Origin of the sequence: Bacillus clarus (genome assembly GCF_000746925.1) — a bacterium.
GTDB lineage: Bacteria > Bacillota > Bacilli > Bacillales > Bacillaceae_G > Bacillus_A > Bacillus_A clarus.
Window position 1 is genome coordinate 2,111,125 of the sequence record NZ_JMQC01000008.1, and the last position, 22,305, is coordinate 2,133,429.

The 22,305-nt window shown below is 38.4% G+C and carries 23 protein-coding genes and 1 pseudogene; all 24 read right to left on the reverse strand.

Annotation, left to right across the window (positions count from 1 at the left end; genetic code table 11):
* Positions 1-163 precede the first annotated feature (163 nt).
* Complete coding sequence (locus DJ93_RS11785; RefSeq protein ID WP_080743446.1) at positions 164-1,342, reverse strand: CDP-glycerol glycerophosphotransferase family protein; 1,179 nt, start codon at positions 1,340-1,342, stop codon at positions 164-166.
* Between the two features lie 6 nt (positions 1,343-1,348).
* Complete coding sequence (gene tagD, locus DJ93_RS11790; RefSeq protein ID WP_042981005.1) at positions 1,349-1,744, reverse strand: glycerol-3-phosphate cytidylyltransferase; 396 nt, start codon at positions 1,742-1,744, stop codon at positions 1,349-1,351.
* Positions 1,745-2,082: 338 nt separating this feature from the next.
* Positions 2,083-3,084 carry a rod shape-determining protein gene (mreB, locus tag DJ93_RS11795; RefSeq protein WP_042981007.1) on the reverse strand — a complete coding sequence of 334 codons (1,002 nt, stop codon included), beginning with the start codon at positions 3,082-3,084 and terminating at the stop codon, positions 2,083-2,085.
* A gap of 151 nt (positions 3,085-3,235) precedes the next feature.
* Positions 3,236-3,508 (reverse strand): sporulation transcriptional regulator SpoIIID, encoded by a 273-nt coding sequence (gene spoIIID / locus DJ93_RS11800; RefSeq protein WP_042981008.1) that lies wholly within the window; start codon positions 3,506-3,508, stop codon positions 3,236-3,238.
* 310 nt (positions 3,509-3,818) lie between these two features.
* Complete coding sequence (locus DJ93_RS11805) at positions 3,819-3,953, reverse strand: hypothetical protein (protein ID WP_042981009.1); 135 nt, start codon at positions 3,951-3,953, stop codon at positions 3,819-3,821.
* Positions 3,954-4,093: 140 nt separating this feature from the next.
* Entirely contained in the window at positions 4,094-5,020 is a 927-nt protein-coding gene (locus tag DJ93_RS11810) for a stage II sporulation protein SpoIIQ (RefSeq protein ID WP_042981010.1), read from the reverse strand.
* Positions 5,021-5,172: 152 nt separating this feature from the next.
* Positions 5,173-5,880 (reverse strand): ABC transporter permease, encoded by a 708-nt coding sequence (locus DJ93_RS11815; RefSeq protein WP_042981011.1) that lies wholly within the window; start codon positions 5,878-5,880, stop codon positions 5,173-5,175.
* Positions 5,880-6,722, reverse strand: a complete 843-nt coding sequence (locus DJ93_RS11820; RefSeq protein WP_042981012.1) for an ABC transporter ATP-binding protein — start codon at positions 6,720-6,722, stop codon at positions 5,880-5,882. Before DJ93_RS11820 ends, DJ93_RS11815 begins: the two co-directional genes overlap by 1 nt.
* Before the next feature lie 178 nt (positions 6,723-6,900).
* On the reverse strand, positions 6,901-7,908 hold the full coding sequence (locus DJ93_RS11825) for a LytTR family transcriptional regulator DNA-binding domain-containing protein (protein ID WP_042981013.1): 1,008 nt from the start codon (positions 7,906-7,908) through the stop codon (positions 6,901-6,903).
* A 169-nt stretch (positions 7,909-8,077) separates the two neighbouring features.
* Complete coding sequence (spoIID, locus tag DJ93_RS11830; RefSeq protein WP_042981014.1) at positions 8,078-9,097, reverse strand: stage II sporulation protein D; 1,020 nt, start codon at positions 9,095-9,097, stop codon at positions 8,078-8,080.
* A gap of 295 nt (positions 9,098-9,392) precedes the next feature.
* On the reverse strand, positions 9,393-10,697 hold the full coding sequence (murA, locus tag DJ93_RS11835; RefSeq protein WP_042981015.1) for a UDP-N-acetylglucosamine 1-carboxyvinyltransferase: 1,305 nt from the start codon (positions 10,695-10,697) through the stop codon (positions 9,393-9,395).
* A 39-nt stretch (positions 10,698-10,736) separates the two neighbouring features.
* Positions 10,737-11,450: a YwmB family TATA-box binding protein gene (locus DJ93_RS11840; protein WP_042981016.1), complete on the reverse strand. Its 714-nt coding sequence runs from the start codon at positions 11,448-11,450 to the stop codon at positions 10,737-10,739.
* A gap of 45 nt (positions 11,451-11,495) precedes the next feature.
* Positions 11,496-11,732, reverse strand: a complete 237-nt coding sequence (locus DJ93_RS11845) for a DUF1146 family protein (protein ID WP_017153534.1) — start codon at positions 11,730-11,732, stop codon at positions 11,496-11,498.
* 210 nt (positions 11,733-11,942) lie between these two features.
* A pseudogene (gene nuoN / locus DJ93_RS11850) lies at positions 11,943-13,456 on the reverse strand (NADH-quinone oxidoreductase subunit NuoN).
* 7 nt (positions 13,457-13,463) lie between these two features.
* Positions 13,464-14,966, reverse strand: a complete 1,503-nt coding sequence (locus DJ93_RS11855; protein WP_042981019.1) for an NADH-quinone oxidoreductase subunit M — start codon at positions 14,964-14,966, stop codon at positions 13,464-13,466.
* The gene (nuoL, locus tag DJ93_RS11860) at positions 14,963-16,825 is read right to left on the reverse strand and encodes an NADH-quinone oxidoreductase subunit L (protein ID WP_042981020.1); all 1,863 of its coding nucleotides are present in this window, start codon (positions 16,823-16,825) and stop codon (positions 14,963-14,965) included. The genes DJ93_RS11855 and nuoL overlap by 4 nt, the downstream gene beginning before the upstream one ends.
* Positions 16,826-16,854: 29 nt before the next feature.
* On the reverse strand, positions 16,855-17,169 hold the full coding sequence (gene nuoK, locus DJ93_RS11865) for an NADH-quinone oxidoreductase subunit NuoK (protein WP_042981021.1): 315 nt from the start codon (positions 17,167-17,169) through the stop codon (positions 16,855-16,857).
* A complete protein-coding gene (locus tag DJ93_RS11870) occupies positions 17,162-17,686 on the reverse strand; it encodes an NADH-quinone oxidoreductase subunit J (protein ID WP_042981022.1) in 525 nt (174 codons plus the stop codon). The genes nuoK and DJ93_RS11870 overlap by 8 nt, the downstream gene beginning before the upstream one ends.
* The gene (nuoI, locus tag DJ93_RS11875) at positions 17,683-18,102 is read right to left on the reverse strand and encodes an NADH-quinone oxidoreductase subunit NuoI (RefSeq protein WP_042981023.1); all 420 of its coding nucleotides are present in this window, start codon (positions 18,100-18,102) and stop codon (positions 17,683-17,685) included. The genes DJ93_RS11870 and nuoI overlap by 4 nt, the downstream gene beginning before the upstream one ends.
* Positions 18,103-18,127: 25 nt before the next feature.
* Positions 18,128-19,129, reverse strand: a complete 1,002-nt coding sequence (gene nuoH, locus DJ93_RS11880; RefSeq protein ID WP_042981024.1) for an NADH-quinone oxidoreductase subunit NuoH — start codon at positions 19,127-19,129, stop codon at positions 18,128-18,130.
* Positions 19,129-20,229, reverse strand: coding sequence for an NADH-quinone oxidoreductase subunit NuoD (gene nuoD, locus DJ93_RS11885; protein ID WP_042981026.1), 1,101 nt, complete (start codon positions 20,227-20,229; stop codon positions 19,129-19,131). Before nuoD ends, nuoH begins: the two co-directional genes overlap by 1 nt.
* 2 nt (positions 20,230-20,231) lie before the next feature.
* Complete coding sequence (locus DJ93_RS11890; RefSeq protein WP_042981027.1) at positions 20,232-21,356, reverse strand: NADH-quinone oxidoreductase subunit C; 1,125 nt, start codon at positions 21,354-21,356, stop codon at positions 20,232-20,234.
* Positions 21,353-21,871 (reverse strand): NADH-quinone oxidoreductase subunit NuoB, encoded by a 519-nt coding sequence (gene nuoB, locus DJ93_RS11895; protein ID WP_042981028.1) that lies wholly within the window; start codon positions 21,869-21,871, stop codon positions 21,353-21,355. The genes DJ93_RS11890 and nuoB overlap by 4 nt, the downstream gene beginning before the upstream one ends.
* A complete protein-coding gene (locus DJ93_RS11900; protein ID WP_042981030.1) occupies positions 21,862-22,230 on the reverse strand; it encodes an NADH-quinone oxidoreductase subunit A in 369 nt (122 codons plus the stop codon). The genes nuoB and DJ93_RS11900 overlap by 10 nt, the downstream gene beginning before the upstream one ends.
* Between the last annotated feature and the right edge of the window lie 75 nt (positions 22,231-22,305).

Genomic DNA, 22,305 nt, shown 5'->3' on the forward strand with positions numbered 1-22,305 from the left:
CTTCTAACTACAATTAGCCATTTTATAAATTATCACGATAACCATTTAAATTCTTACATTCAATGCCCCTGATTCAAAGAAAGTAAGAAAAATTAAACATCCACGAAAAAAAGCTAAGTATTTTCCTTGGATCTCACTTAGCCCCTTTACCTTACAACTTAACTTAAAGCTCAACCTCTTTTTGATCAAATAAGCAATCGACCAACTTCTTACTTGAATTCCCATCCGAATATTGATTCCACCGTGCATTGAATTGCTTCAACTTATTACTATCAAACGAATAGTTTCGCACTGTCTCAATAATTTCAGCTGAGTTATACACAACAGGTCCAGGGACATCAGCAATAAAGTCTCCAATGATTCCTCTTTTCTTCACATATTTCTTTAGATCATATGCAAAAAATATCATTGGGTTATTTAACAAACAAAATTCAAAAGGGACAGAAGAATAATCTGTTATTAAAATATCTGTTACTAAAAACAAATCATTTATATTCGGGTATAGAGAATAGTCGTATAAGAAACCTTTATACGATTCCTTATATTCCAGATTATTTCTAATAGCTGGATGTAGTTTGATCACAAGAATATATTCATCTTTTAAAGCCTCATACATTGCATCAATATTTAAATGTAAATCAAAATCTTCCAGTTCTTTATCTCTAAAAGTTGGAGCATATAAAATGACTTTTTTCCTTTGTAAATCAGGAAGACCACATAGGAGATTATTAACAATATGCTTTTGATGATTTTTATTAAAAAAAACATCTGTACGAGGGATGCCCGTTTTTAATATATTTTCCTCTTCTATTCCAAAGGCATCCATATAGATATTTGCCAAAGCATCAGAGCCTACTACAACTTTATGAAAATTGTTGTAAACCTTTAAAAACCTTTTTTGTGCGTATTTACTTCGCCTTTTAAACGAAGGGGCCAATAATCCGAATTTTTTAATGGCGCCCGCCGCATGCCAAATTTGGATACATTGTACCCCGCTTTTAAACCGGATCGTTGACAACGATCCAAAATAATTATCGATAATAACATGTTGAGATGTCGCTAAATGATACGCTGCTTGTATAGTTTGTACTATACTTTTTGTTTCAAATGCGAATGATTTTACATCCGGATAACTTTTCACTTCATACTTACAAGTTGATTTATACAAAAAAACAACTTCACAATTTACATGTTGTTTCTGCATTTCTTCATAAATAAAGATAAGATTTTCCCCATAAGACATAATAAAGGTTACCTTATTTTTAAGAGGAAATACTTTTGCTATGTTGAATAGGATTTTGAACACAATTAGATATACTGTTACAATCAGTTCTCGAAACATAATACACTATCTAGCAACTAACACTAGCTCCTGTTTAATTTTAGTAGTAGAAATCCCAATTGTTCTTGGTAAATAAACAACCTCACAGTATTCTTTCAAAAAATCAAATTCTCCTCCCCAATCATCACCCATAACAAAAGTATCTACGTCATGATTAACAACATCTTGTACTTTCTGCTCCCAATTATGCTCAGGAATCACCTCATCCACATAACGAACCGCTTCTAGAATCATTTTACGATTCTCATAGCTATGATAAGATTTTTTATTTTTTAATTTGTTAAATTCATCTGAAGAAACAGCAACAATTAAATAATCCCCTAAATCTTTCGCTCTCTTCAATAAATTAATATGTCCCCAGTGCAATAAATCGAAAGTCCCATATGTAATAACCTTTTTCATAATCGCGCCCCCTGTGAAATGTTCTTTTTTTATAATTATTTACTTTAGAAATATATTCAAATTAGAGCTTCCCTTGCACCTATGTACGACAAGAAGGACTCAAATCCCCCTATGTAAATCCAAAACAAATTTACATCAAGTTCACACGAAATTCACAGGGATGATTATAACATAATTTTTATTTACAAACTATGACAATAACCTAACAACTATTGTCATATCTCGTCTAGGAAAGCGCTTTCTTTATTGGTATTACAAACCTCCTCTTACTTTCTTTTATTTACAAAAAAAGTGCGAAGGAACTATTTCCCTCGCACTTTTTACTACCCTTTATATAACTATTTCAATGCACGACGTGGTAGTTTATCGATGTTTTCTAACATGATACCTGTACCAACAGCAACACAGTGCATTGGATTTTCAGCGATTAATACTGGTACTTTTAATTCTTCTGCTAGAAGCATGTCGATACCGTGTAATAACGCTCCACCGCCCGTTAAAATAACACCGCGGTCAATGATATCTGCAGATAATTCTGGTGGTGTACGCTCTAATACGCCTTTTGCAGCTTGTACAATAACAGCCGCATTTTCTTTCAATGCTTCTGTAATTTCTTCCGAACATACTGTAATTGTACGAGGTAAACCTGTTACCATGTCACGTCCGCGAATTTCAAGCTCTTCACTACGCGCACCTGGGAATACTGTACCAACTTTAATTTTAATATCTTCTGATGTACGTTCCCCGATTAATAGCTTATACTTACGTTTAATATAGTTTAAGATCTCCATATCAAACTTATCCCCAGCCATTTTGATAGAGGAAGAGGTAACAATATCACCCATTGAAAGTACAGCGATATCTGTTGTACCTCCACCAATATCAACAACCATGTTTCCACTTGGCTGGAAGATTTCCATACCAGCACCAACAGCAGCTACTTTTGGTTCTTCTTCTAAGAATACTGTTTTACCACCTGAACGTTCAGCAGCTTCACGAATTGCTTTTTGTTCTACAGATGTGATATTTGTTGGACAACAAATTAAAATACGAGGTTTTGAGAAGAAGCTCTTCACGTCCAATTTGTTAATGAAATACTTTAACATCGCTTCTGTAATTTCGAAATCTGCAATTACACCATCTTTAAGTGGGCGAATCGCCACAATATTACCAGGTGTACGTCCCACCATACTTCTTGCTTCTTCCCCTACTGCTAATACTTTTCCGCTATTACGATCAATTGCCACAACTGATGGCTCATTTAATACAATACCCTTACCTTTTACATGAATTAATACGTTAGCCGTGCCTAGGTCAATTCCGATATCTCTCGCAAACATTCCCGTCTTTTCCTCCTCGATATTTAAAATCAGGTTGTACCCGAATTCTTTTACACCTAATTTCTGATTTTATCATATATTTAACAGAAACGTAATATTCGCAAAAAGAATTCTTCTGAAAAATGTTACGGAATGTTTGCTTTTACTATATTTATTGTCGCACGGTTTTTTCTGTATCTTCTTTTCGGTACTTCTGCTTCGTTGCTTCTCCGCCCCGTAGATGGCGGATTGACTTATGATAATCGAGAATTTCCTTCACTTCATTTGCGAGCTCTGGATTAATTTCTGGTAGACGCTCTGTTAAATCTTTATGGACTGTACTCTTTGATACCCCAAACTCTTTTGCGATTACACGCACTGTCTTTCTTGTCTCCACGATATACTTACCAATCTTGATAGTTCTCTCTTTGATGTAATCGTGCACACCACTCGCCTCCCTAAATTGGATGTGAGAAGTGTGAAATGAGACTCGCTGCATACGACTAAGAAGTAAATTTGAGTGCTGTTTGTAAGCGTTAAACATTCTGGAATTTATAATGAAATGATCCACGATTTCTCACCTCAAACACTCTCTTTGCATTGGTTTATACCATTGTATTGCCCGCACTACTGATATATGCTACATGTTCGGTATTTTTGCGGACTAAGTTAAGAAAAATTACAATTTCAGGTGAGAAATGTGTTAACAATGACAATTTTCCGGAACAAAAAAATGACACCCTTTAAAAAAGGTGTCACTCTTCACGCTCATACTCTTCTTCTAGCAATTGATGGTGGGGAACTTCTTTCTTACTGGCAATATAATAATATAAAGTAAATAAAACAAACAATAATATAATAGCAATCGACAGAACTGATAAAAATGACACAGTATCCCCCTCCTTTTTTAATATATATTCGAGAATCTCGTCATTTTTCCTTGTTATTGCAATCTTTTTCTCGAACCCATTTATTTTTATATAAGCATAAAAAAATCAGTTCCTTAGTGAGAACTGATCTTTTTGTGTTCTTATTCTTGTGTAGAAGAAGAATCGCTAGATGATTCTGTAGAACCATTTGTTGATTTTTCCTGCTTTTGATCTTTATTTTCTGTTTTTCCGTTCGTTTCTTTGTCATCAGCAGAACCACTTGTTGATTTTTCTTCTTTTTGACCTTTATCTTCTTTCTTACTTTCCGGCGTACTGCTTGTAGACTTCTCTTCTTTTTTGCCTTTTTCCTCAGTTTTCGTGCCAGAAGCATTCGTTGCCTTTGTAGCACCTGCGTCTGCTTTAATTTCCGTTACATTTTTATTTAAGTAACGCTCTGGGTTTACAGCTACATTGTCTTTGCGCACTTCAAAGTGAACGTGAGAACCTGCGTCTTTATTCATTGCACTTAGACCAGATTTTCCTAATACTTCACCTTGCGTGACCTTTGCACCTTTTTCTACTTTCACACTGCCTAAGCTTTGATAAGATACCGCAAGACCATTTCCACTATCTACTGTTACAACATAACCTAGAAGCGAATCTTTTTCAGCTTTCGTTACTGTACCACTTAAAGCAGCTGTAACATCAAACTCTTTTCCGTTTTTCGCAGCAATATCAATTCCTTTATTCGGGGAATATGTGTTGTTATAAAAAACAAGTGCTTTTTCTTGTTCCGCCTCTGATGCTGCATCTTCATAAAACTTCTTCTGCACTACCACTTCTGCATTTGCTGCAGCTGGCATCTTCACAACTTCTGAAGACTTTGTTACTGGTACTGCTGGATCTTCCGTTTGCGTATACGGTGTTGCTTGATCTTGGTTAGGAGCTTTCTTTGGATTAGCTGCCTGGAACCATAGAGCAACCGTTAAGATTACCGCTGCACAAGCAATGTATAGTGCCGGAAACACCCATCTTTTTTGAAATAAATGTACTACTTTTCGCGACTTTTTATTATTCCTTCCTCGCATTCTATCATCACCTCAGCAATCATTTTGAACAATATTCATTCATCCTATACAACCTATAACTAATTACTTTTCGACAAAATATGTATATAGATTGCGGAATTTCCGAGGAAATGATGAAAAAAGAAAAAACTGAGCACTTTCGGCTCAGTTTTTTAGTCTAATTGTTTCTTTTTGTAAGTAAATAGACACACGATTACGGCTACAACAAACCAAATACCTAAATTGATAAAATCCCCATTTACCGCTACAAATCCTTTTCCATTCAATAATTTAACAATCGCTTCACCTATATGATACGTTGGAAGAAACTCAATTATAGTTTTAATAGTTTCATTTTTAATGTATGGTAACATCATCGGGCCCATAAACAGAACCATTAATATTGGCATCCCAATGAGCGATGTTTGAGCTACTGTTTCAGAAAATAAACCAATAATGGTTCCAAGCATAATAAATATTAATGTGGAAATTACAATTAACAAAACGAATACTACCATATTCCCTTTAAAAACATTCAAAATAAATAAATTTGCAAACGAAGCCACTATCGTCAATACTGCTGTAATAAAACCTTTTCCTAATAGTACATCAAGAGAAGAAGCAGGTGACAACATCAACACACGTAGCGTATGTTTTTCTTTCTCTTCCGCAATCACCATCGCTTGCACAAATCCCCCTATAAAGATAAGTGCCGTTAAAATTGTTAAACTCGCAATACCTTCTTTCGGCCCATTCATTTGTCCATAAATAAGAGCAAAAACTACTGGTAAAGCGGCCATCATTAAAACTTGTGAATTCTTACCTGCATCTTGCATTTCTTTTCGAACAATAGCTGATACACGTCTCATTGAAAACGTCATTATAGTCCCCTCCCAGTCACTTCAATAAAGATATCGCCTAACGTTGGCTCGTAAGAATGAATGGATAGTAATTCGCCTTTTCCCATCCATTCTGAAATACGTTTTGCACCTAATTCATCTTTTTGTACCGTTTCTTTCTTCTTGTCTTTTAAAACGACTTCAATTTTATCTTTCGCGTATTTTAAACGAAGATCTTCTGGTGTATCAAGTGCTACAATTTCCCCTCCACATAAGAAGGCAATGCGATTACAAAGCGTTTCTGCTTCGTCCATATTGTGCGTTGTTAAGAAAATCGTTGTTCCTTCTTTATTTAAGTCTTTTAAGATTTTGTGGATGTTTTGTACGTTTACTGGGTCTAAGGCAGATGTTGGTTCATCTAAGAAAAGAATATCTGGTTTATGAAGAATTGCTCTTGCTAACGTTACACGTTGTTTCATCCCTTTTGATAATTTTTTCACTGGTGTTTTTTTATCTTCTAATAAGTTCACTTGTGATAACACTTCATCAATCCGTTCTTTTTTACAATCATATAAGTCGCAAAATAACAGTAAGTTATCATAAATGCTAAGTCTTTCATATAAACCGCTATTATCTGTTAAAATACCAATTCGTTTATAATCGATGCTGCTTGGCCCTGTAATGTCTTTTCCTAACACTCTCACTGTTCCAGCACTATGAAGTAATTGAGAAGTTAAGATTTTCACTGTCGTTGTTTTCCCGGATCCGCTCGGTCCAAGGAATCCGAAAATCTCACCTTGTTTCACTTCAATATTTACATTTCGAAGTGCTGTTTTTTCATTAAAACTTTTCATTACATCTTTCATTTCAATTGCCAATGTCATTTCGTCATCCCCTTTGTTTTTCTTTTATAAATGAAGTTCGCTTTAGCGATTCTCGTTTGTTCATTTCGCTTTTCTTGACTCCATCATATGAAAAACAAAGGGGTTACGCAGTAAAATACCGGTAAAAGGAGTATTTTTACCGGTGAATGAATCCTATTTCAAGCCGAATCGAGCATATTTAGAGTCCAATTACACCTTTTAATTCATCCATTCTTCCTTTTGAAAGTGGAATTGAACTTTTTCGTTCATCATCCAAAATTAAACTGAAACTATTACGCGTCCAAGTAATTACTTCTCGTACTCTTTGTAAGTTAACGAGATAAGAACGATGACATCTAAAAAATCCGAATCCTGTTAATCTTGCTTCTAATTCACTTAATGTTAACGCGCATCCAAAATTCCCTTCACGCACATGAATATGCGTCACCCCATTTTGCGTTTCAATGAAATGAATCTCCATCGGATCGAGCAAAATGATTTTGTCATTTACTTTCGCTGGTATTCTTTCAAGTTTCATTTGTGGAATCATTTGTACTACTTTTTCTTCATCGACTTTTTCAATTTCTTCCCGCTCAATTTCTATTTTTTTCACACCATCTTGATTCAATATGTATACATCCTCTGTTAAAGAAAGTGCATCCGATAAAAACGATGATGTAATAAAGATTGCCTTCCCTTGTTCTTTCATCTTCATAATCGCTTTTCGAATAATAATCGTACTCTCTATATCTACGTTTTGTTCCGGCTCTTCTAATATGATTAAATCTGGGTTATGAATTATGACCCTGCCAATATGAAGACGGCGTTTTTCAGAAAATGATAGTTTTTCTATTTTAACGTTTAACTTATCTAGGAGGCCGACATATTGTACTACTTCTTCTATACTCATATTTGATTCATACAATCCTGATATAAAAGAAAAGTACTCTTTTACTTTCAATCGGTCGTATGCTTCATCTTTCAAAAAACAAAAACCAATTCGCGAATACATCTTCTTTCCAATCGCTTCTCCTTCAAATAAAACATTTCCGGAAGAAGCTTCTTCTTCACCGATAATAATACGGTGCAAAACTTTGGCAATATGATTATTACACTGTAATACAACACATTGTCCTTTATCAATTCCTAGTTCAATAACTGGTAACTGATTCGTCTTCCCCAACTGTTTTAACTCCAGTAACGCCATTTTGTCTCCCCCAAATATTTTTTATCTTATTATACCAAACAATTAATGGAAAATTACGGTATTTAAAACATAATGAAAAGGCGCTAATTTAAATTAGCGCCTTTCAAATAGCGAACCTTGTTGATAGGTCGATATTCCAATAAAAAAAGGCATCAGGATACCTTGATGCCTATCTCTTCACCATTAGTTTTCCTTCGTAATCGTTCATCGTTTTTATTTCGACACCTTTATAGTAATGAGCAACAATATCTGTGTATGCTTTTCCTTCTTTCGCCATTCCATTTGCACCGTATTGGCTCATTCCAACGCCGTGACCGAACCCTTTTGTTGTGACGATAATGTTATTTCCTTGTTGTTTCCACGCGAAATCAGAAGAGCGTAAATCCAGTTTCTCACGTACTTCTTTTCCTGTTAATGTTTTACCTTGAAACTCTACATCCTTTACACGTTTTCCCTCTGTGCGGTCTTTAATATTACCAACCTTTCCGTTTGCGAGTACTTTCACACCGAGACGTTTTTGAAAATCAGCTACAGTAAACGTTTGTTCACTCGTAAATTTCGGAGATGCTTGATCCCAAGGGCTATCTACACTCTTTAAGTACGGATAATCACTTCCCCAATAATCAGCTGCATTTTCTGTATAACCATTGCTCGTTGAGAAAAACTGTGCCGTAATCGGATTCCCCTCATACGTTAAAACTTGTCCGGCTGTTTTAGATACTGCTTCCTCAATCTTCTTTAAATTATTTTCATAGTTACTGCCCCACTGCTTCTTTAACTCGTCTTTACTTTTATACACTTGATCCTTGACCGTATCTGTCACATCCGCATTATCTTTCTTACTTCCGCTTAGCATACGCTGTACAACGAATGTCCTCGCCGCTAATGCCTGTGCCTTTAATGCCTCTACTTCGAAGCTGACGTTCATCTCAGAAGCTACTACACCTGTCACATACTCTTCCATAGGCAACGTTTCTACCTTCTTCTGCTTATCACGGAATACAGCAACCTGAACCGCTGTATTCACCTTCCCTGGAGCTGGTACGCTCTGCATAGCTGGAGGATTTTTAGAAGGCTCGCTCACGTTTACCTTCGCTTTTGCAAACGGAATGACAAGTACGGCTGGTACAATGATAACGAGCGCTATTAAAAGCGCCATTGTTATGCAAAGTGGCTTTGAAATTTTCATCTTATTCCCCCGATATGAAGTGAAACTTTAATTATAAGTTGAACCAACTTTGCATTTACGGGTGTTTTCACGAAATCTTTAGCCCGCAAATAGTGGGATAAAATTGGATTCATTTCATTCTTATGGAACATGACTCACTTTTAGAACATACTCGGGGGAAGTTCTTCATAAGAAACATAAAACAAAAATTTTCTAAATATTTTCACCAAGACGTGCATAAGTATGAAATTTATTGACTATAACAGTAATAGTAAAAAAATAGCCTCTATGTCAAAAGACATAGAGACTATATCACTTAAGCGTGAAGATCAGAAACTTCTTGTTCTTTCACTTCTTCTACTTTTTCATTTATACGTTCAATCGTTGCACCTAATGCAGCTAATTTCTCATGGAAGTTTACATATCCACGATCAAGATGCTTTAGTTCTGTTACACGCGTGTAACCTTCTGATACTAAACCAGCTAAGATTAAAGCAGCTGCAGCACGTAAATCAGTTGCTGCTACTTCTGCGCCTTGCAGGTTATTCGGGCCATTCATAATAACAGAGCGACCTTCAATTTTAATATCAGCATTCATACGGCGGAATTCTTCAACGTGCATAAAGCGGTTTTCGAATACCGTTTCTGTAATCATGCTTGTTCCGTCAGCATGTAATAATAATGCCATCATTTGTGATTGCATATCTGTTGGGAATCCTGGATGAGGCATAGTTTTAATATCAACGGCTTTTAACTTACTTGGGCCGATAACACGTACACCTTCATTTTCCTCAATAACTTGAACACCCATTTCTTCCATTTTCGCTGTAATAGAGCGTAAATGTTCTGGCACAGCATTTTCAATTAAGATGTCTCCACCTGTAATTGCTGCTGCAACCATGAATGTTCCTGCTTCGATACGATCAGGAATAATAGAATGGTTTGCACCATATAATTTATCAACACCCTCGATACGAATCGTTCCAGTTCCAGCTCCGCGTACTTTCGCTCCCATTGCATTTAAGAAGTTAGCTAAGTCAACGATTTCTGGCTCTTTCGCTGCGTTTTCAAGGATTGTTGTCCCTTTTGCTAATGTAGCAGCAGACATAATATTTTCTGTAGCGCCCACACTTGGGAAGTCTAAGTAAATTTTCGCACCTTTTAGTTCTCCATCTACATATGCTTCAACAAATCCGTTACCAACTTTTACTTTCGCTCCCATTGCTTCGAAGCCTTTTAAATGTTGATCAATTGGACGTGAACCAATTGCACATCCACCAGGAAGTGCAATACGAGCACGACCGTTACGTGCTAATAATGGCCCCATTACTTGAACAGATGCACGCATTTTACGTACATATTCAAATGGTGCTTCGATGTTTAATTCTTTAGAAGAATCGATTGTTACTTGGTTATTTTCAAATACGACTTCAGCATTTAAATGACGTAATACCTCGTTAATAGTGTATACATCAGACAATACTGGTACTTCAGATAGTACATTCTTTCCATCACTCGCTAATAGGGCTGCAGCGATTATAGGTAATACAGCATTTTTTGCGCCCTCAACACGCACTGTGCCGTTCAACCGCTTTCCGCCACGGACGATGATTTTTTCCAATTTATTCCCCTCCGTGTCCTTTATTCAATATCTATTCATTTAATACTCAGAAGTTATGATCGGTGTGCCAACCACAATTGTGTCTTTGTTGTCTGTAGAACGTATTGCTATTTGCACATTAATTTTCTCTCTATTTGTTGAAAGAGCGTCATTCCACTTTTTATTATATGCGGAGACTGACACAAATGCTCTTTCTTCTATCTCTTCGATCGCTCTTGCTGAAAGATCCTTCAAAACCTGATTGGTTTTATTTTGCAAAACACCTTCAATCTTATCATCCAGTACACCTTCAACACAAGTGTAAATTATAGGTTTTGTACTAAAAATTGCATCCATTTTCCGAATGTTTTCCGGGTCCCATTTCGCCCCACTCACTTCAAAGATAATGAAAGTGTTTTCTTTAGTATTTTCCTTACTCCAAGTTACTACTACTCGTTCTTCATGAGAAGAAAATTTTTTGTATGCTGTAGCTTTATATCCATCTTGAGACTCTTCTAACTCCCATTTTTGGATATTTGCTTTTTCCTTCACATCGTTTAACAACTTTTGAAACGTATGTATATTAGAAATGGTTCTTGTTTCTCGTGCTAACCATGACCACCGCTCCACTTTTGCTCCATTTTTCTCCAAAGCTGCAATCATGCTCTCCATTTTTTGTTCATCACTTACGGGCTTTATCTCTTTATACCCGACCAAGAATACGACAACGCTTATGACAACAATAAGAATTGTTTGTAACCTTTTCAATTTCATCCCCTCCTATCCCCATTGTTAACGGAGATATGAGGTTCTATACACTTACTTTACTAAATACGTTAAACTCTTCGAATAGCCTAAATAATCAAGAAAAAAGTTGCTCACAGATGTACCAATGGCAATCGTAACAAGAATGAGTAACACCCGTGTTTGCAATACTTTTCCAGACTTCATTAGGCGTTCAATGTGAATACCTTGTAAGGCCCACCACGTAATGGTAATAAACAATAAATGCGAAACAATTGCAATCAGTGCTTGTTGCCCTAAAAGTTGTGCCAAAAAATCGACCCCTTTTTCGCTTGGCTTACCATGACTTAGGATTCAGAAACGATTCCACCTAAATGGAAACCACACTTTTTCACACTCAAATAGGCACTATAAATTCCCTCCGCACTTTCGCACTAAAGGTCATGTACCGTGAGTACTCCTTTTTTATTATTACTCCACAATAAAAAGCGTAGAGTAACATCTCTACACTTTTTATTTTCACTATTGTACCACGTTCCCAGAGAAGAAGAAATCTTTCATTAATGGAAAATATCATAAAAGACATTGTAACCGACCATTGGCAAAATTCCCAGTATTACGATGGAAATTGCACAAAAGCTAATTACAATTTTTAAATTAATCGGAAAATGTAAGATTTCCTCTTCGTCTCCTGTGCGAAAGAACATCTGTTGTAAAATCCGGAAATAATATACAAACGAGATAACTGTCGTTCCCATCATAATAGAAGCTAATACGTAATGAGCCGGCTCTACAGCGAATGCCCCTAAGAAAATATTTATCTTACCGATAAAACCAGCTGTCCCTGGAATTCCAGCTAAAGATAAAATGAAAATTGTCATCATGACCGCTATAAAGGGTGATCGTTTGTATAAACCCGCAAATATCGTTATATTTTCTTTCTTGCTGTGCAAGATTAATCCGTGAATGATTGCGAATGAGCCTATATTCATAAGCAAATAAGCAAGCATGTAAAACCACATACTATCAAGCATAAATGGTGATAATGCTACGATAGGAACGAGTAAATACCCTGCATGTGCTATCCCTGAATATGCAAATAATCGCTTCACATTGTATTGCTTTAATGCCACTACATTCCCAATTATCATCGTAATGCCCGCTAACACTGCAATATATATACTCATATGTTCGAACAATGACTGTGCTTCCCCTCGAATCTTCACGCTTCCAAAGACCATGAAGAATAACCGGATAATGAGAAGAAAACCGGCGATTTTAGAAATCGTCCCGAGAAATGCAGTTACCGATGTCGCTGCCCCCTCATACACATCTGGTGCCCACATATGAAATGGTACCGTTGCAATTTTAAATGATAAACCAACAAGTAACAGTAAAAACGCGAGTGCCAACAATAATTGAATACCACCAGCTAATTCTTGCGTAAGTACCGACTGCATATTACTTATATTCGTTGACCCTGTAATTCCATATAAATAACTGAATCCAAAAAGTGTAATTGCTGTTCCAATTCCTCCATTAATTACATACTTCATTGCTGCTTCATTTGAAGCAAGGTTTCTTTTTCGAATTCCGACTAAAATATAAGAAGAAAGCGACAGAAGTTCCAGCCCAACAAAGAGTGTAATGAAATCGACACTAGAAGCCATAAACATCGCACCAAGAAGCGCCATTAAAAATAAATAATAATATTCTCCTTTATCTTGAATGGGCTCTTTTTTGTCATCGCTCATTGCCATACATAAGACAAGGGCAGTTCCAAGCAATAACAATGTTTTAAAACCTTTAGAAAATCCGTCTAGTATGAAAGAACCGCTTAAAATATCACCTAATGGTTCACTATATAACATAATTAACGATACCAATGATAAGGTGACAGCACCTACTGCTCCAACCGCTACATAGCGCCGGTCTATCTTGAAAAACAAATCGAGCAGAGAGAGAAGGATGGCTGCCCCAAGAACAATGAATTCTGGCACCATTAAATGCCAAGGTAAACTAAGCAATGTATTCATATCCATCCTACTTCACCCCCAATGTTCTCAATGTATTTTGAAGCGGATCTCCAAGCAAATCTGGCATTACTCCAATTGCAACAATACATAAAATGAGTAAAACAACCGGAACGTATTCCCACCCGTATATATCCCGCTTTCCTTCCCATTCTCGCTTCCCAAATGTCACTTGAAGTGTTGCCCGTAATACATATACAGCGGTTAAAATGATGCCAAGCACACCGACGGCCGCGATGATTGGTTGGCCTTGGAATAAGCCGAGAAATGCAAGGAATTCGCTAACAAACCCTGACATCCCAGGCAAACCAAGAGATGCCATGCTTCCCGCCAATAAAAAACCGCTAAGCACTGGAACGCTTTTCGCGAGCCCTCCAAGATCCGTAATATTAGATGTACCAAAGCGCTCTTCAATCATACCGAGCAAAAAGAATAATAACGCTGCAATTAAACCGTGAGAAACAACTTGGAACAAAGCTCCTTGTATACCTGCTGCATTCAGTGCTGCAAGCCCCATTAAAACAATTCCCATATGTGAAATACTAGAATAGGCAAGTACCTTTCTGAAATCCGTTTGAATGAGTGCAAGAAAAGCACCGTACAGTAAATTGATTACACCTAAAATAGCGAGTAGCATCGCGAATTCCCGAAAACACTCCGGGAATAGCCCTTTTCCGAAGCGTATAATACCGTACGCACCGATTTTCAATAATACCCCCGCATGAAGCATAACTACCGCCGGATGAGCTTCTACGTGTACATTTACCATCCAGCGATGAAGCGGGAAAACTGGCAATTTAATTGCAAAGGCAATCATAAGTGCTACAAACAAACCGAGTTGCAAACTACTTGGAACAACGTTTGAGGCCGCTGGATCTACTCCTGTTAAAATATTTTTAAGCTCTGCAATATTCGTCGTACCTACTTTTGCAAAAAGGATGGAAAATACGATGAGCAGAATTGCTGAACCAATACCGTTATATATTAAATAACTATATGCAGATTTCTCACTCGACAGTTTCCCCCACTTACCAATAAGTAAAAACATTGGTGGTAACGTAATTTCAAAGAAGATAAAGAATAGAAATAAATTTTCGGCAGCAAAGACACCGAGCATCCCTATTTCAAGCATAAGCAATAGCATGTAAAATCCTTTTATATTCTTCCGGATCGAAAACGCTGCAATTGCTGCAAATAGTCCTAAAAGAGCTGTAAGTACCATCATCACAAGTGAAAGCCCATCGATTCCGAGCTCGTAATAAATGGTAAACAACTTTTTATCTCCCCCTTGAAAATTCCCAAATTGGATCCAGTTCACCTTTTCTGCAAATATGGATAAACTCTTTCCAGATACGTATGTACTAGCGAGGACAATAGCGATTCCAAAGGGAATTACTGTTCCAAATAAACCGAGTGCTTGCACCGTACGTGATTCTTTTTTCGGGGTTAACAAAAGTAAGAGGATCCCTAAAAGTGGGGAGAAAATGAAGAACGATAGTAGTAATCCATTCATTGCCAATACCCCCCTGTATATAACAGAATGACAACTAATGCAGCTAAAGAAACTGCCGTCACAGTTCCATATACTTGTACATTCCCATTTTGAAATTTCGAACCTATACTACTCATCCCTTTAACACAGCTTGCAGCTAATTTAGCAACCCCTTCTACAACGTATACTTCAAATAAGCGAAGCACATGAGCGATCCCTTTCGTAAGAGGAAGCACAGTTACATTGTATATTTCGTCTACGTAATATTTTCGCTTCAAAAGACTATGCAGAGTTGTTTCTTCTCCACCAGCCCAATCTCTAGAGATAGACCTTTTTCCATATATAAGATATGCAAGAAGAATACCCCCAAATGAAACGATCGTTGCAACGACCATAATCCAAATCGGTCCATGTACCGCTTCTGTTTTGAACCCTACATCCTTTGTGAGCCAATCCCCAAGAAATGTCCCAAACCACGGGGTATTTATATAACCAGCCACTACTGCAAGAACACCGAGGACAATCATCGGGTAAGTCATAATACGAGGAGACTCGTGCACGTCCTCCTCTGTCTTCGCTTCTCCTGTAAAAACAAGGAAATATAACCGAAACATGTAGAACGCTGTTAAAAATGCAGCAATTACCGCTAAAACGAATAAAATATAATTTCCATGCATCCACGCCGCTGCCAAAATTTCATCCTTACTAAAAAAACCTGAGAACAGCGGAACACCACTAATAGCAAACGTACCAATTAAGAAAAGAAAACCTGTCACTTTCATCTTCTTCCCGAGGCCGCCCATTTTATTTATGTTTTGCGTATGCACTGCATGAATTACGCTTCCTGCCGCCAAGAAAAGTAGTGCCTTAAAGAACGCATGTGTCGTTAAGTGAAAGATACCTGCCACGTAGCCTGCAGAGCCAAGTGCAAGCATCATATACCCGAGTTGGCTAACCGTTGAATAAGCAAGTACCCTCTTTATATCCGTTTGTACAAGGCCGATAGATGCAGCAAAGATTGCCGTAAAAGCGCCGACAATCGCCACTGTTTGCATCGCTACAGGACTCGCTGAAAATAATGGGAACATTGTCGCTACTAAATAAACACCGGCTGCAACCATCGTGGCCGCATGGATGAGTGCCGATACAGGAGTGGGCCCTTCCATCGCATCTGGTAACCACGTATGCAGTGGAAACTGCCCCGACTTTCCCATCGCACCGATAAAGATTAAAATTGCCGTAAGTGTAATCATGGAAGGCGACAGTTCTCCCGTATGCATCGCTTTAAAAATCGCCTCGTACTCAAAACTGCCAGCCTGCCAAAAAAGTAAAATCATCCCAACAAATAAACCGACATCTCCGATACGTGTCATAATAAAAGCTTTTTTTGCCGCCGCCTTCGCTTCCTCTTTAAAAAAGTAAAAACCAATCAGCAAAAACGAGCCGAGACCGACTAGCTCCCAAAATATATAAAGCTGTAATAAATTCGTTGAGATAACAAGCCCAAGCATCGCAAATGTAAAGAGCTCTAAATATGCATAAAAGATCGGTAACCTTGCATCACCCTTCATATATCCCTTCGAATACACATGTACAAGAAAGCTCACAAGTGTCACAATAAAGAGCATTAAAGCTCCTAGCGCATTAACTTCAAAGCCAAATGATATATCTATATCACTAACCGTTAGCCATACCCACTCACGCTTCACTGCTACCGACGAAAATCGTTCTATTAATACAATCACCGCACCCACAAAGGAAAGAAATGTGAAAAAGATGCCAAGTACACTACTTGCTTCTCTGAATTTCTTCCCGAACATAATAAGTAATAAAAATGAGATAAGCGGGAAAAGCGGTATGAGCCATGCATAATTAATCATTGTTTCCTTCCCCCTTTTCGGTCACAATGCTAACCTTTCAGCGTATCCATTTCATCCACATTAACAGTAGTACGATTGCGGTAGAAGGCAATCAAAATTGCAAGTCCAACCGCCGCTTCCGCTGCCGCAACGGACATCGTAAACAGCGAAAAAATTTGCCCTGTTAAATTCGGAAAAAATCCTAATTTACTAAACGCTACTAAATTTAAATTGGCCGCATTCAACATAAGTTCAATACAAATTAAAACAATAATTGTATTCCGCTTTGTTAAAGCCCCAAATAATCCGATGCAAAACAAAATGATAGCAAGTGTTAAATATGCGGAAGCTGGAATACTACTCATGGGAATCCCCTTCTTTCTCATCCTTCTTCGCAAGCACAATCGCTCCGACAAGTGCAACGAGTAAAATGACAGATGTTAATTCAAATGGAATAATATATTTCGAATACAAGAGTGTACCGATTTGGAGTGTGTTTTGTTCATGGAGTGGTAAACTTCCTTGTGTGCTTTGGTTTGAAAAGTCGATATTATTAACCGCGAAGTATAGTACCGCGCCAACAGCTGTAACCGCGAAGAAGACGATCCATTTCCGAAGACTAAGGCGAGATTCTGATTCAGCATCATGCTTCGTTAACATAATTCCAAAAATCATAATAATCGTAATCGCACCTGAGTAAAGCAAAATTTGCGCGACACCAATAAATTCAGCTGATAAGAGGAAGTACAAGCCAGCAATACTAAGAAACGTAAGTACAAGAGCTAGCATCATATGCATCACTTTCGTCAAGTTCAGCATGAGAATACTACCGATAATCGCCGATAAGGATAATACAAAGAACGCTACAAACTCGCCATTCATGCTTTATTCTCCTTTCTGACGTTCTCGTCGTTTTCATCTAGCCACTGCAAATTTTTGAATAAATCATCACGTGTATACTCTGCCAATTCAAAGTTATTCGTCATAACAATTGCCTCTGTCGGACAAACTTCCGTACACAAATCGCAAAGAATACAAATTTCAAAATTAATATCGTACGTGTCGATAATCTTTCCTTTCTTCGTAGGATCTGGATGCTTCTTTCCCGTTAACTGGATACAATCTGTCGGACAAATATTAGAGCACTGATTACAAACGATGCACTTTTCCGGATAAAATTTTTGAATTCCTCGAAAGCGATCCGGCAGTGGCAACGGTTGATTCGGATAATCATATGTCACCTTTTTCTTACTCAAATTACTAAGCGTATATTTTAATCCTTTAAATAGCCCTTTCATATCTTACTGGCACCTCCCTCATAGATTAGAAGAATAACTCCTTAATCAATGCCGTTAAGAAAATATTCGCAAGTGCGATTGGTAATAATACTTTCCATCCAAATTCCATTAACTGATCGCCTCTTATACGCGGAAACGTGACACGGAACCAAATTAAGAGAAAAACAACACTACTAAATTTCAGAGCGAACCATACAGCACCGGGAATAAAACCAAGGAACATAACTGGATTCCATCCGCCTAAAAAGAGTACTGTAATTAAGGAAGCCATTCCGAAAAAATATACGTACTCAGAAAGCATAAAGAATGCCCAGCGGAACCCTGAGTATTCCGTATGATATCCAGAAACAAGCTCCGATTCTGCTTCTGGTAAATCAAACGGCGTCCTGTTCAGCTCCGCAACTGCTGCGATTAAGAAAATAACAAAGCCAATCGGCTGTGCGAAAATGTACCACACCTTCTCCTGCGCCGCTACAATCTCGTTTAAGTTCAGACTACCAGCTAATAAGACGACACCAATTACACTCATCACAAGAGGAATCTCATAAGAAATCATTTGCGCCGCCGCGCGCATCCCGCCTAGAAGGGAATATTTATTATTCGATGCCCATCCTCCTGTTACAACACCAATCGTCGTAATTCCAGAGACAGCAATATAATAAAGAAGACCGACGCCAATATCAGCAAACTGGAATTTATCAGTAAAGGGAATCACAGCAAGTACCATGAATGCTGGTGCAAATGCGATAACGGGAGCTAATATAAATAACGGTTTATCCGCAGCCTTCGGAATGCTATCTTCTTTTAATAAAAGCTTCAAAACATCCGCTACCGTTTGAAGCAAACCGAAACGTCCCCCAACTTGGTTTGGCCCAATTCGTCCTTGCATAAAGCCCATCACTTTCCGCTCTGCTAAAATGCCATATGTAACGAAGCCAAGGACGGCGAATAATAGTAGTACCGCTAATCCGAAAAAAATGAAGAAATTCGTCCAACCCGAAGGCGACTGTAAGAGAGACTCAATCATTAGCCATCAACCTCCCCAAGCACAATATCAACCCCACCTAAAATCGTAATTAAATTGGCGATATTTTCACCTTTCAACAACTTAGGTAAAATTTGCAAGTTATAAAAAGATGGTCTGCGGAATTTTAAGCGATATGGCTCTTTCTTCCCGTCGCTAGCAATATAACAGCCAATTTCCCCGCGCGGTGACTCTATGCGGACGAATGCCTCTCCTTTAGGCACTTTAATAATTTTCGGTACTTTCGCCATTACAGCTCCCTCTTTCGGAAACTGCCCAGCTGCCTGCTCAATAATTTTTAAAGATTCCTCAATCTCTTGCATCCTGCAAACGTAACGATCCCAAGCATCCCCCTTACTTCCAACCGGCACATCAAAATCAAAGTGATTATAAATAGAATATGGCTCATCTTTACGAAGATCCCAATTCACCCCAGTGCAGCGTAAGTTTGCTCCGCTCAAAGAATAAGAAATCGCATCTTCCGCGCTATATATACCAACGTCTTTCACACGATTCAAGAAAATTTCATTTCCACTTACAAGATCGTGATACCCTTTTAATTGCTCCCTCATATACGGCACAAATTCTTCTACCTTTTCAATCCAACCATCCGGTGCATCCCACTTCACACCACCTACTCTCATGTAGTTAAAGGTAAGCCTTGCGCCGCATAATTCGTTTAATAAATTTATGATCATTTCCCTCTCACGAAACGCGTATAAAAAAGGACTAACCGCACCAATATCAAGAAGATTCGTCCCCCACCAAACGAGATGACTCGCGACTCTGCCAAGTTCCATCGCAAGCACCCGCAAATATTCCGCTCGCTCTGGGATTTCAATTCCCATCATCGTTTCAACAGCGTGGCAAATTACGTAGTTATTCGTCATCGCTGATAAATAGTCCATTCGGTCTGTATAAGGAATAATCTGTGTATACTGCAAACTCTCCGCGATCTTTTCCGTCCCGCGGTGTAAATATCCAATGACCGGTGTAGCTTCTTTAATAATCTCACCATCGATTTTAATCACAAGTCGAAATACACCGTGTGTACTCGGATGCTGCGGCCCTACATTTAAAAGCATTTCTTCTGTCCGGATCATAGCTACACCTCCACATCAAACGGTTCATAATCTTTCCGAAGCGGATACCCTACCCAATCATCCGGCATTAAAATACGTGTTAAATTAGGGTGTCCTGTAAATACGGTACCAAGTAGGTCATACGCTTCACGCTCCGGCCAATCCGCTCCCTTCCAAAGCGGCGTAACCGATGCCACTTGCGGTGCTTCCCGGTCCACCTTCACCTTCACTGCTACAGATTGTTTCTTTCCGTATGAAAACAGATGAACATATACTTCTATATGTGTAACAAAATCAGTTGCATGAAGCTCTGACATATAATCAAAAGCGAGGCTCTCATGAAACCGCAATAACTCCATCACTTCATAGTATTTCCCTGGCTCAACTACAAGAGTTGGAACATCTTTTGAAAGCTTATTAATATAGGAATCTATTAATGAATCTTCACCCACTTTCTCCTTAATAACTTCTATATATTTATTTAAATACGGTTCATTTAATGATGGTTCCACCTGCTTTGGCTCTTCTTCTTTTTTACTTACAGCCCCTTTGGCTTTTGCTGCGGCTATCGCCGCTGCCTTCGCCTTGGCTGCTGCAATTGCCTTTACCTTTTCATCTTCAGGATTCCCACCATCTCCTAATGTTTTCTGCTTTGCAAGTGCGGCTGCTTTCGCTTTTGCGGCCGCCACTGCTTTTGCCTTCGCTTTCTCTTTCTCTTCTTCTGTTCCCTTCACACTTCCTTCTCTCTTCTGCTTCGCAAGTGCGGCTGCTTTCGCTTTTGCGGCCGCCACTGCTTTTGCCTTCGCTTTCTCTTTCTCTTCTTCTGTTCCCTCCACACTTCCTTCTCTCTTCTGCTTCGCAAGTGCGGCTGCTTTCGCTTTTGCCTTCACTTTTGCTTTCTCTTCTTCCGATTCCTCTTCGCTTCCTTCTCTCTTCTGCTTCGCTAACGCTGCCGCCGCTGCTTTTGCCTTCGCTTCTATATCAATTCCATCTCTTTTTGGTAGCGCTTTCTCTTTTTCTCGACCTTGTACCTCAAGATTAGACATTTCTGCCTCATGCTTTGCTGCAAGACGTTTTCGCGCCTCTTCTTTCGCATGTCTGGCCGCTTCTCTTTTCATATCTTCTAAGTTTTTATTTAGGTCACTCATTTATTCGTCACCTGCTTCCCTGTCTTTGCTTCGTAACGAATCTTCTCTTTCAATTTATTAATTCCATAAATCAACGCTGCCGGATTAGGAGGACAACCGGGGATATACACATCTACAGGTACAATTTGGTCTACTCCCTTCACAACCGCGTACGAATTCACATATGGGCCACCCGCTGTAGCACAAGACCCCATCGCAATAACCCACTTCGGCTCTGGCATTTGATCATATAAACGCCGTACAATAGGAGCCATTTTTTTCGTTACGGTCCCTGAGACAATCATGACATCTGATTGCCTTGGTGAGGTTCGAAAGAATGAACCAAATCGATCTAAATCATAATGAGACGATCCAACTCCCATCATTTCAATTGCACAACATGCCAGTCCAAATGTCATCGGCCATAAGGAATTACTTCGTGCCCATCCCTTCATCTGTTCCAATGTAGTGAAAAAAATATTCCTTTCTAACTCCGCTCGTTCCTGTGGGTGCAATTCTTCAAAATTTATAGCCATTGTAACACCTTCTTTTTCCAAGCATAGGCTAAGCCAACTAACAACATTACAACAAAAATTAGCATCTCAATAAGCGCGAACAATCCAAGCTTGTCATATGCAACAGCCCACGAATATAAAAATAAAGTCTCTACATCAAAAATAACGAACAATAATGCAAAAATATAATAACGAGCATGAAAACGAATATTTGCATCATGATAAGGCTCAATCCCGCTTTCATATGTCGTTTCCTTTGCTGCATTTGGTTTATGTGGTCGCAGCAGCTTTCCTAATGTAAGAGCCACTATGGGCAGCAATATGCCTACTAGCAAGAAAATAGCAACAATCATATAACTATTTTCATATACACTTGCCATTGTGAAACCCTCCCCCCCCTAAATTAAGAACAAGTTCACTTAGTAAACGATATGTCTTACCTGCATCATTTATTA

Coding starts and splice junctions, on each gene's coding strand:
- DJ93_RS11785 (WP_080743446.1), bottom strand. CDS start 1,342: ATGTTTCGAGAACTGATTGTAACAGTATATCTAATTGTGTTCAAAATC.
- tagD (WP_042981005.1), bottom strand. CDS start 1,744: ATGAAAAAGGTTATTACATATGGGACTTTCGATTTATTGCACTGGGGA.
- mreB (WP_042981007.1), bottom strand. CDS start 3,084: ATGTTTGCGAGAGATATCGGAATTGACCTAGGCACGGCTAACGTATTA.
- DJ93_RS11810 (WP_042981010.1), bottom strand. CDS start 5,020: ATGCGAGGAAGGAATAATAAAAAGTCGCGAAAAGTAGTACATTTATTT.
- DJ93_RS11815 (WP_042981011.1), bottom strand. CDS start 5,880: ATGACGTTTTCAATGAGACGTGTATCAGCTATTGTTCGAAAAGAAATG.
- DJ93_RS11820 (WP_042981012.1), bottom strand. CDS start 6,722: ATGACATTGGCAATTGAAATGAAAGATGTAATGAAAAGTTTTAATGAA.
- DJ93_RS11825 (WP_042981013.1), bottom strand. CDS start 7,908: ATGGCGTTACTGGAGTTAAAACAGTTGGGGAAGACGAATCAGTTACCA.
- spoIID (WP_042981014.1), bottom strand. CDS start 9,097: ATGAAAATTTCAAAGCCACTTTGCATAACAATGGCGCTTTTAATAGCG.
- DJ93_RS11840 (WP_042981016.1), bottom strand. CDS start 11,450: ATGAAATTGAAAAGGTTACAAACAATTCTTATTGTTGTCATAAGCGTT.
- DJ93_RS11855 (WP_042981019.1), bottom strand. CDS start 14,966: ATGAATGGATTACTACTATCGTTCTTCATTTTCTCCCCACTTTTAGGG.
- nuoL (WP_042981020.1), bottom strand. CDS start 16,825: ATGATTAATTATGCATGGCTCATACCGCTTTTCCCGCTTATCTCATTT.
- nuoK (WP_042981021.1), bottom strand. CDS start 17,169: ATGAGTAGTATTCCAGCTTCCGCATATTTAACACTTGCTATCATTTTG.
- DJ93_RS11870 (WP_042981022.1), bottom strand. CDS start 17,686: ATGAATGGCGAGTTTGTAGCGTTCTTTGTATTATCCTTATCGGCGATT.
- nuoI (WP_042981023.1), bottom strand. CDS start 18,102: ATGAAAGGGCTATTTAAAGGATTAAAATATACGCTTAGTAATTTGAGT.
- nuoH (WP_042981024.1), bottom strand. CDS start 19,129: ATGATTGAGTCTCTCTTACAGTCGCCTTCGGGTTGGACGAATTTCTTC.
- nuoD (WP_042981026.1), bottom strand. CDS start 20,229: ATGATCCGGACAGAAGAAATGCTTTTAAATGTAGGGCCGCAGCATCCG.
- DJ93_RS11890 (WP_042981027.1), bottom strand. CDS start 21,356: ATGAGTGACCTAAATAAAAACTTAGAAGATATGAAAAGAGAAGCGGCC.
- nuoB (WP_042981028.1), bottom strand. CDS start 21,871: ATGGCTATAAATTTTGAAGAATTGCACCCACAGGAACGAGCGGAGTTA.
- DJ93_RS11900 (WP_042981030.1), bottom strand. CDS start 22,230: ATGGCAAGTGTATATGAAAATAGTTATATGATTGTTGCTATTTTCTTG.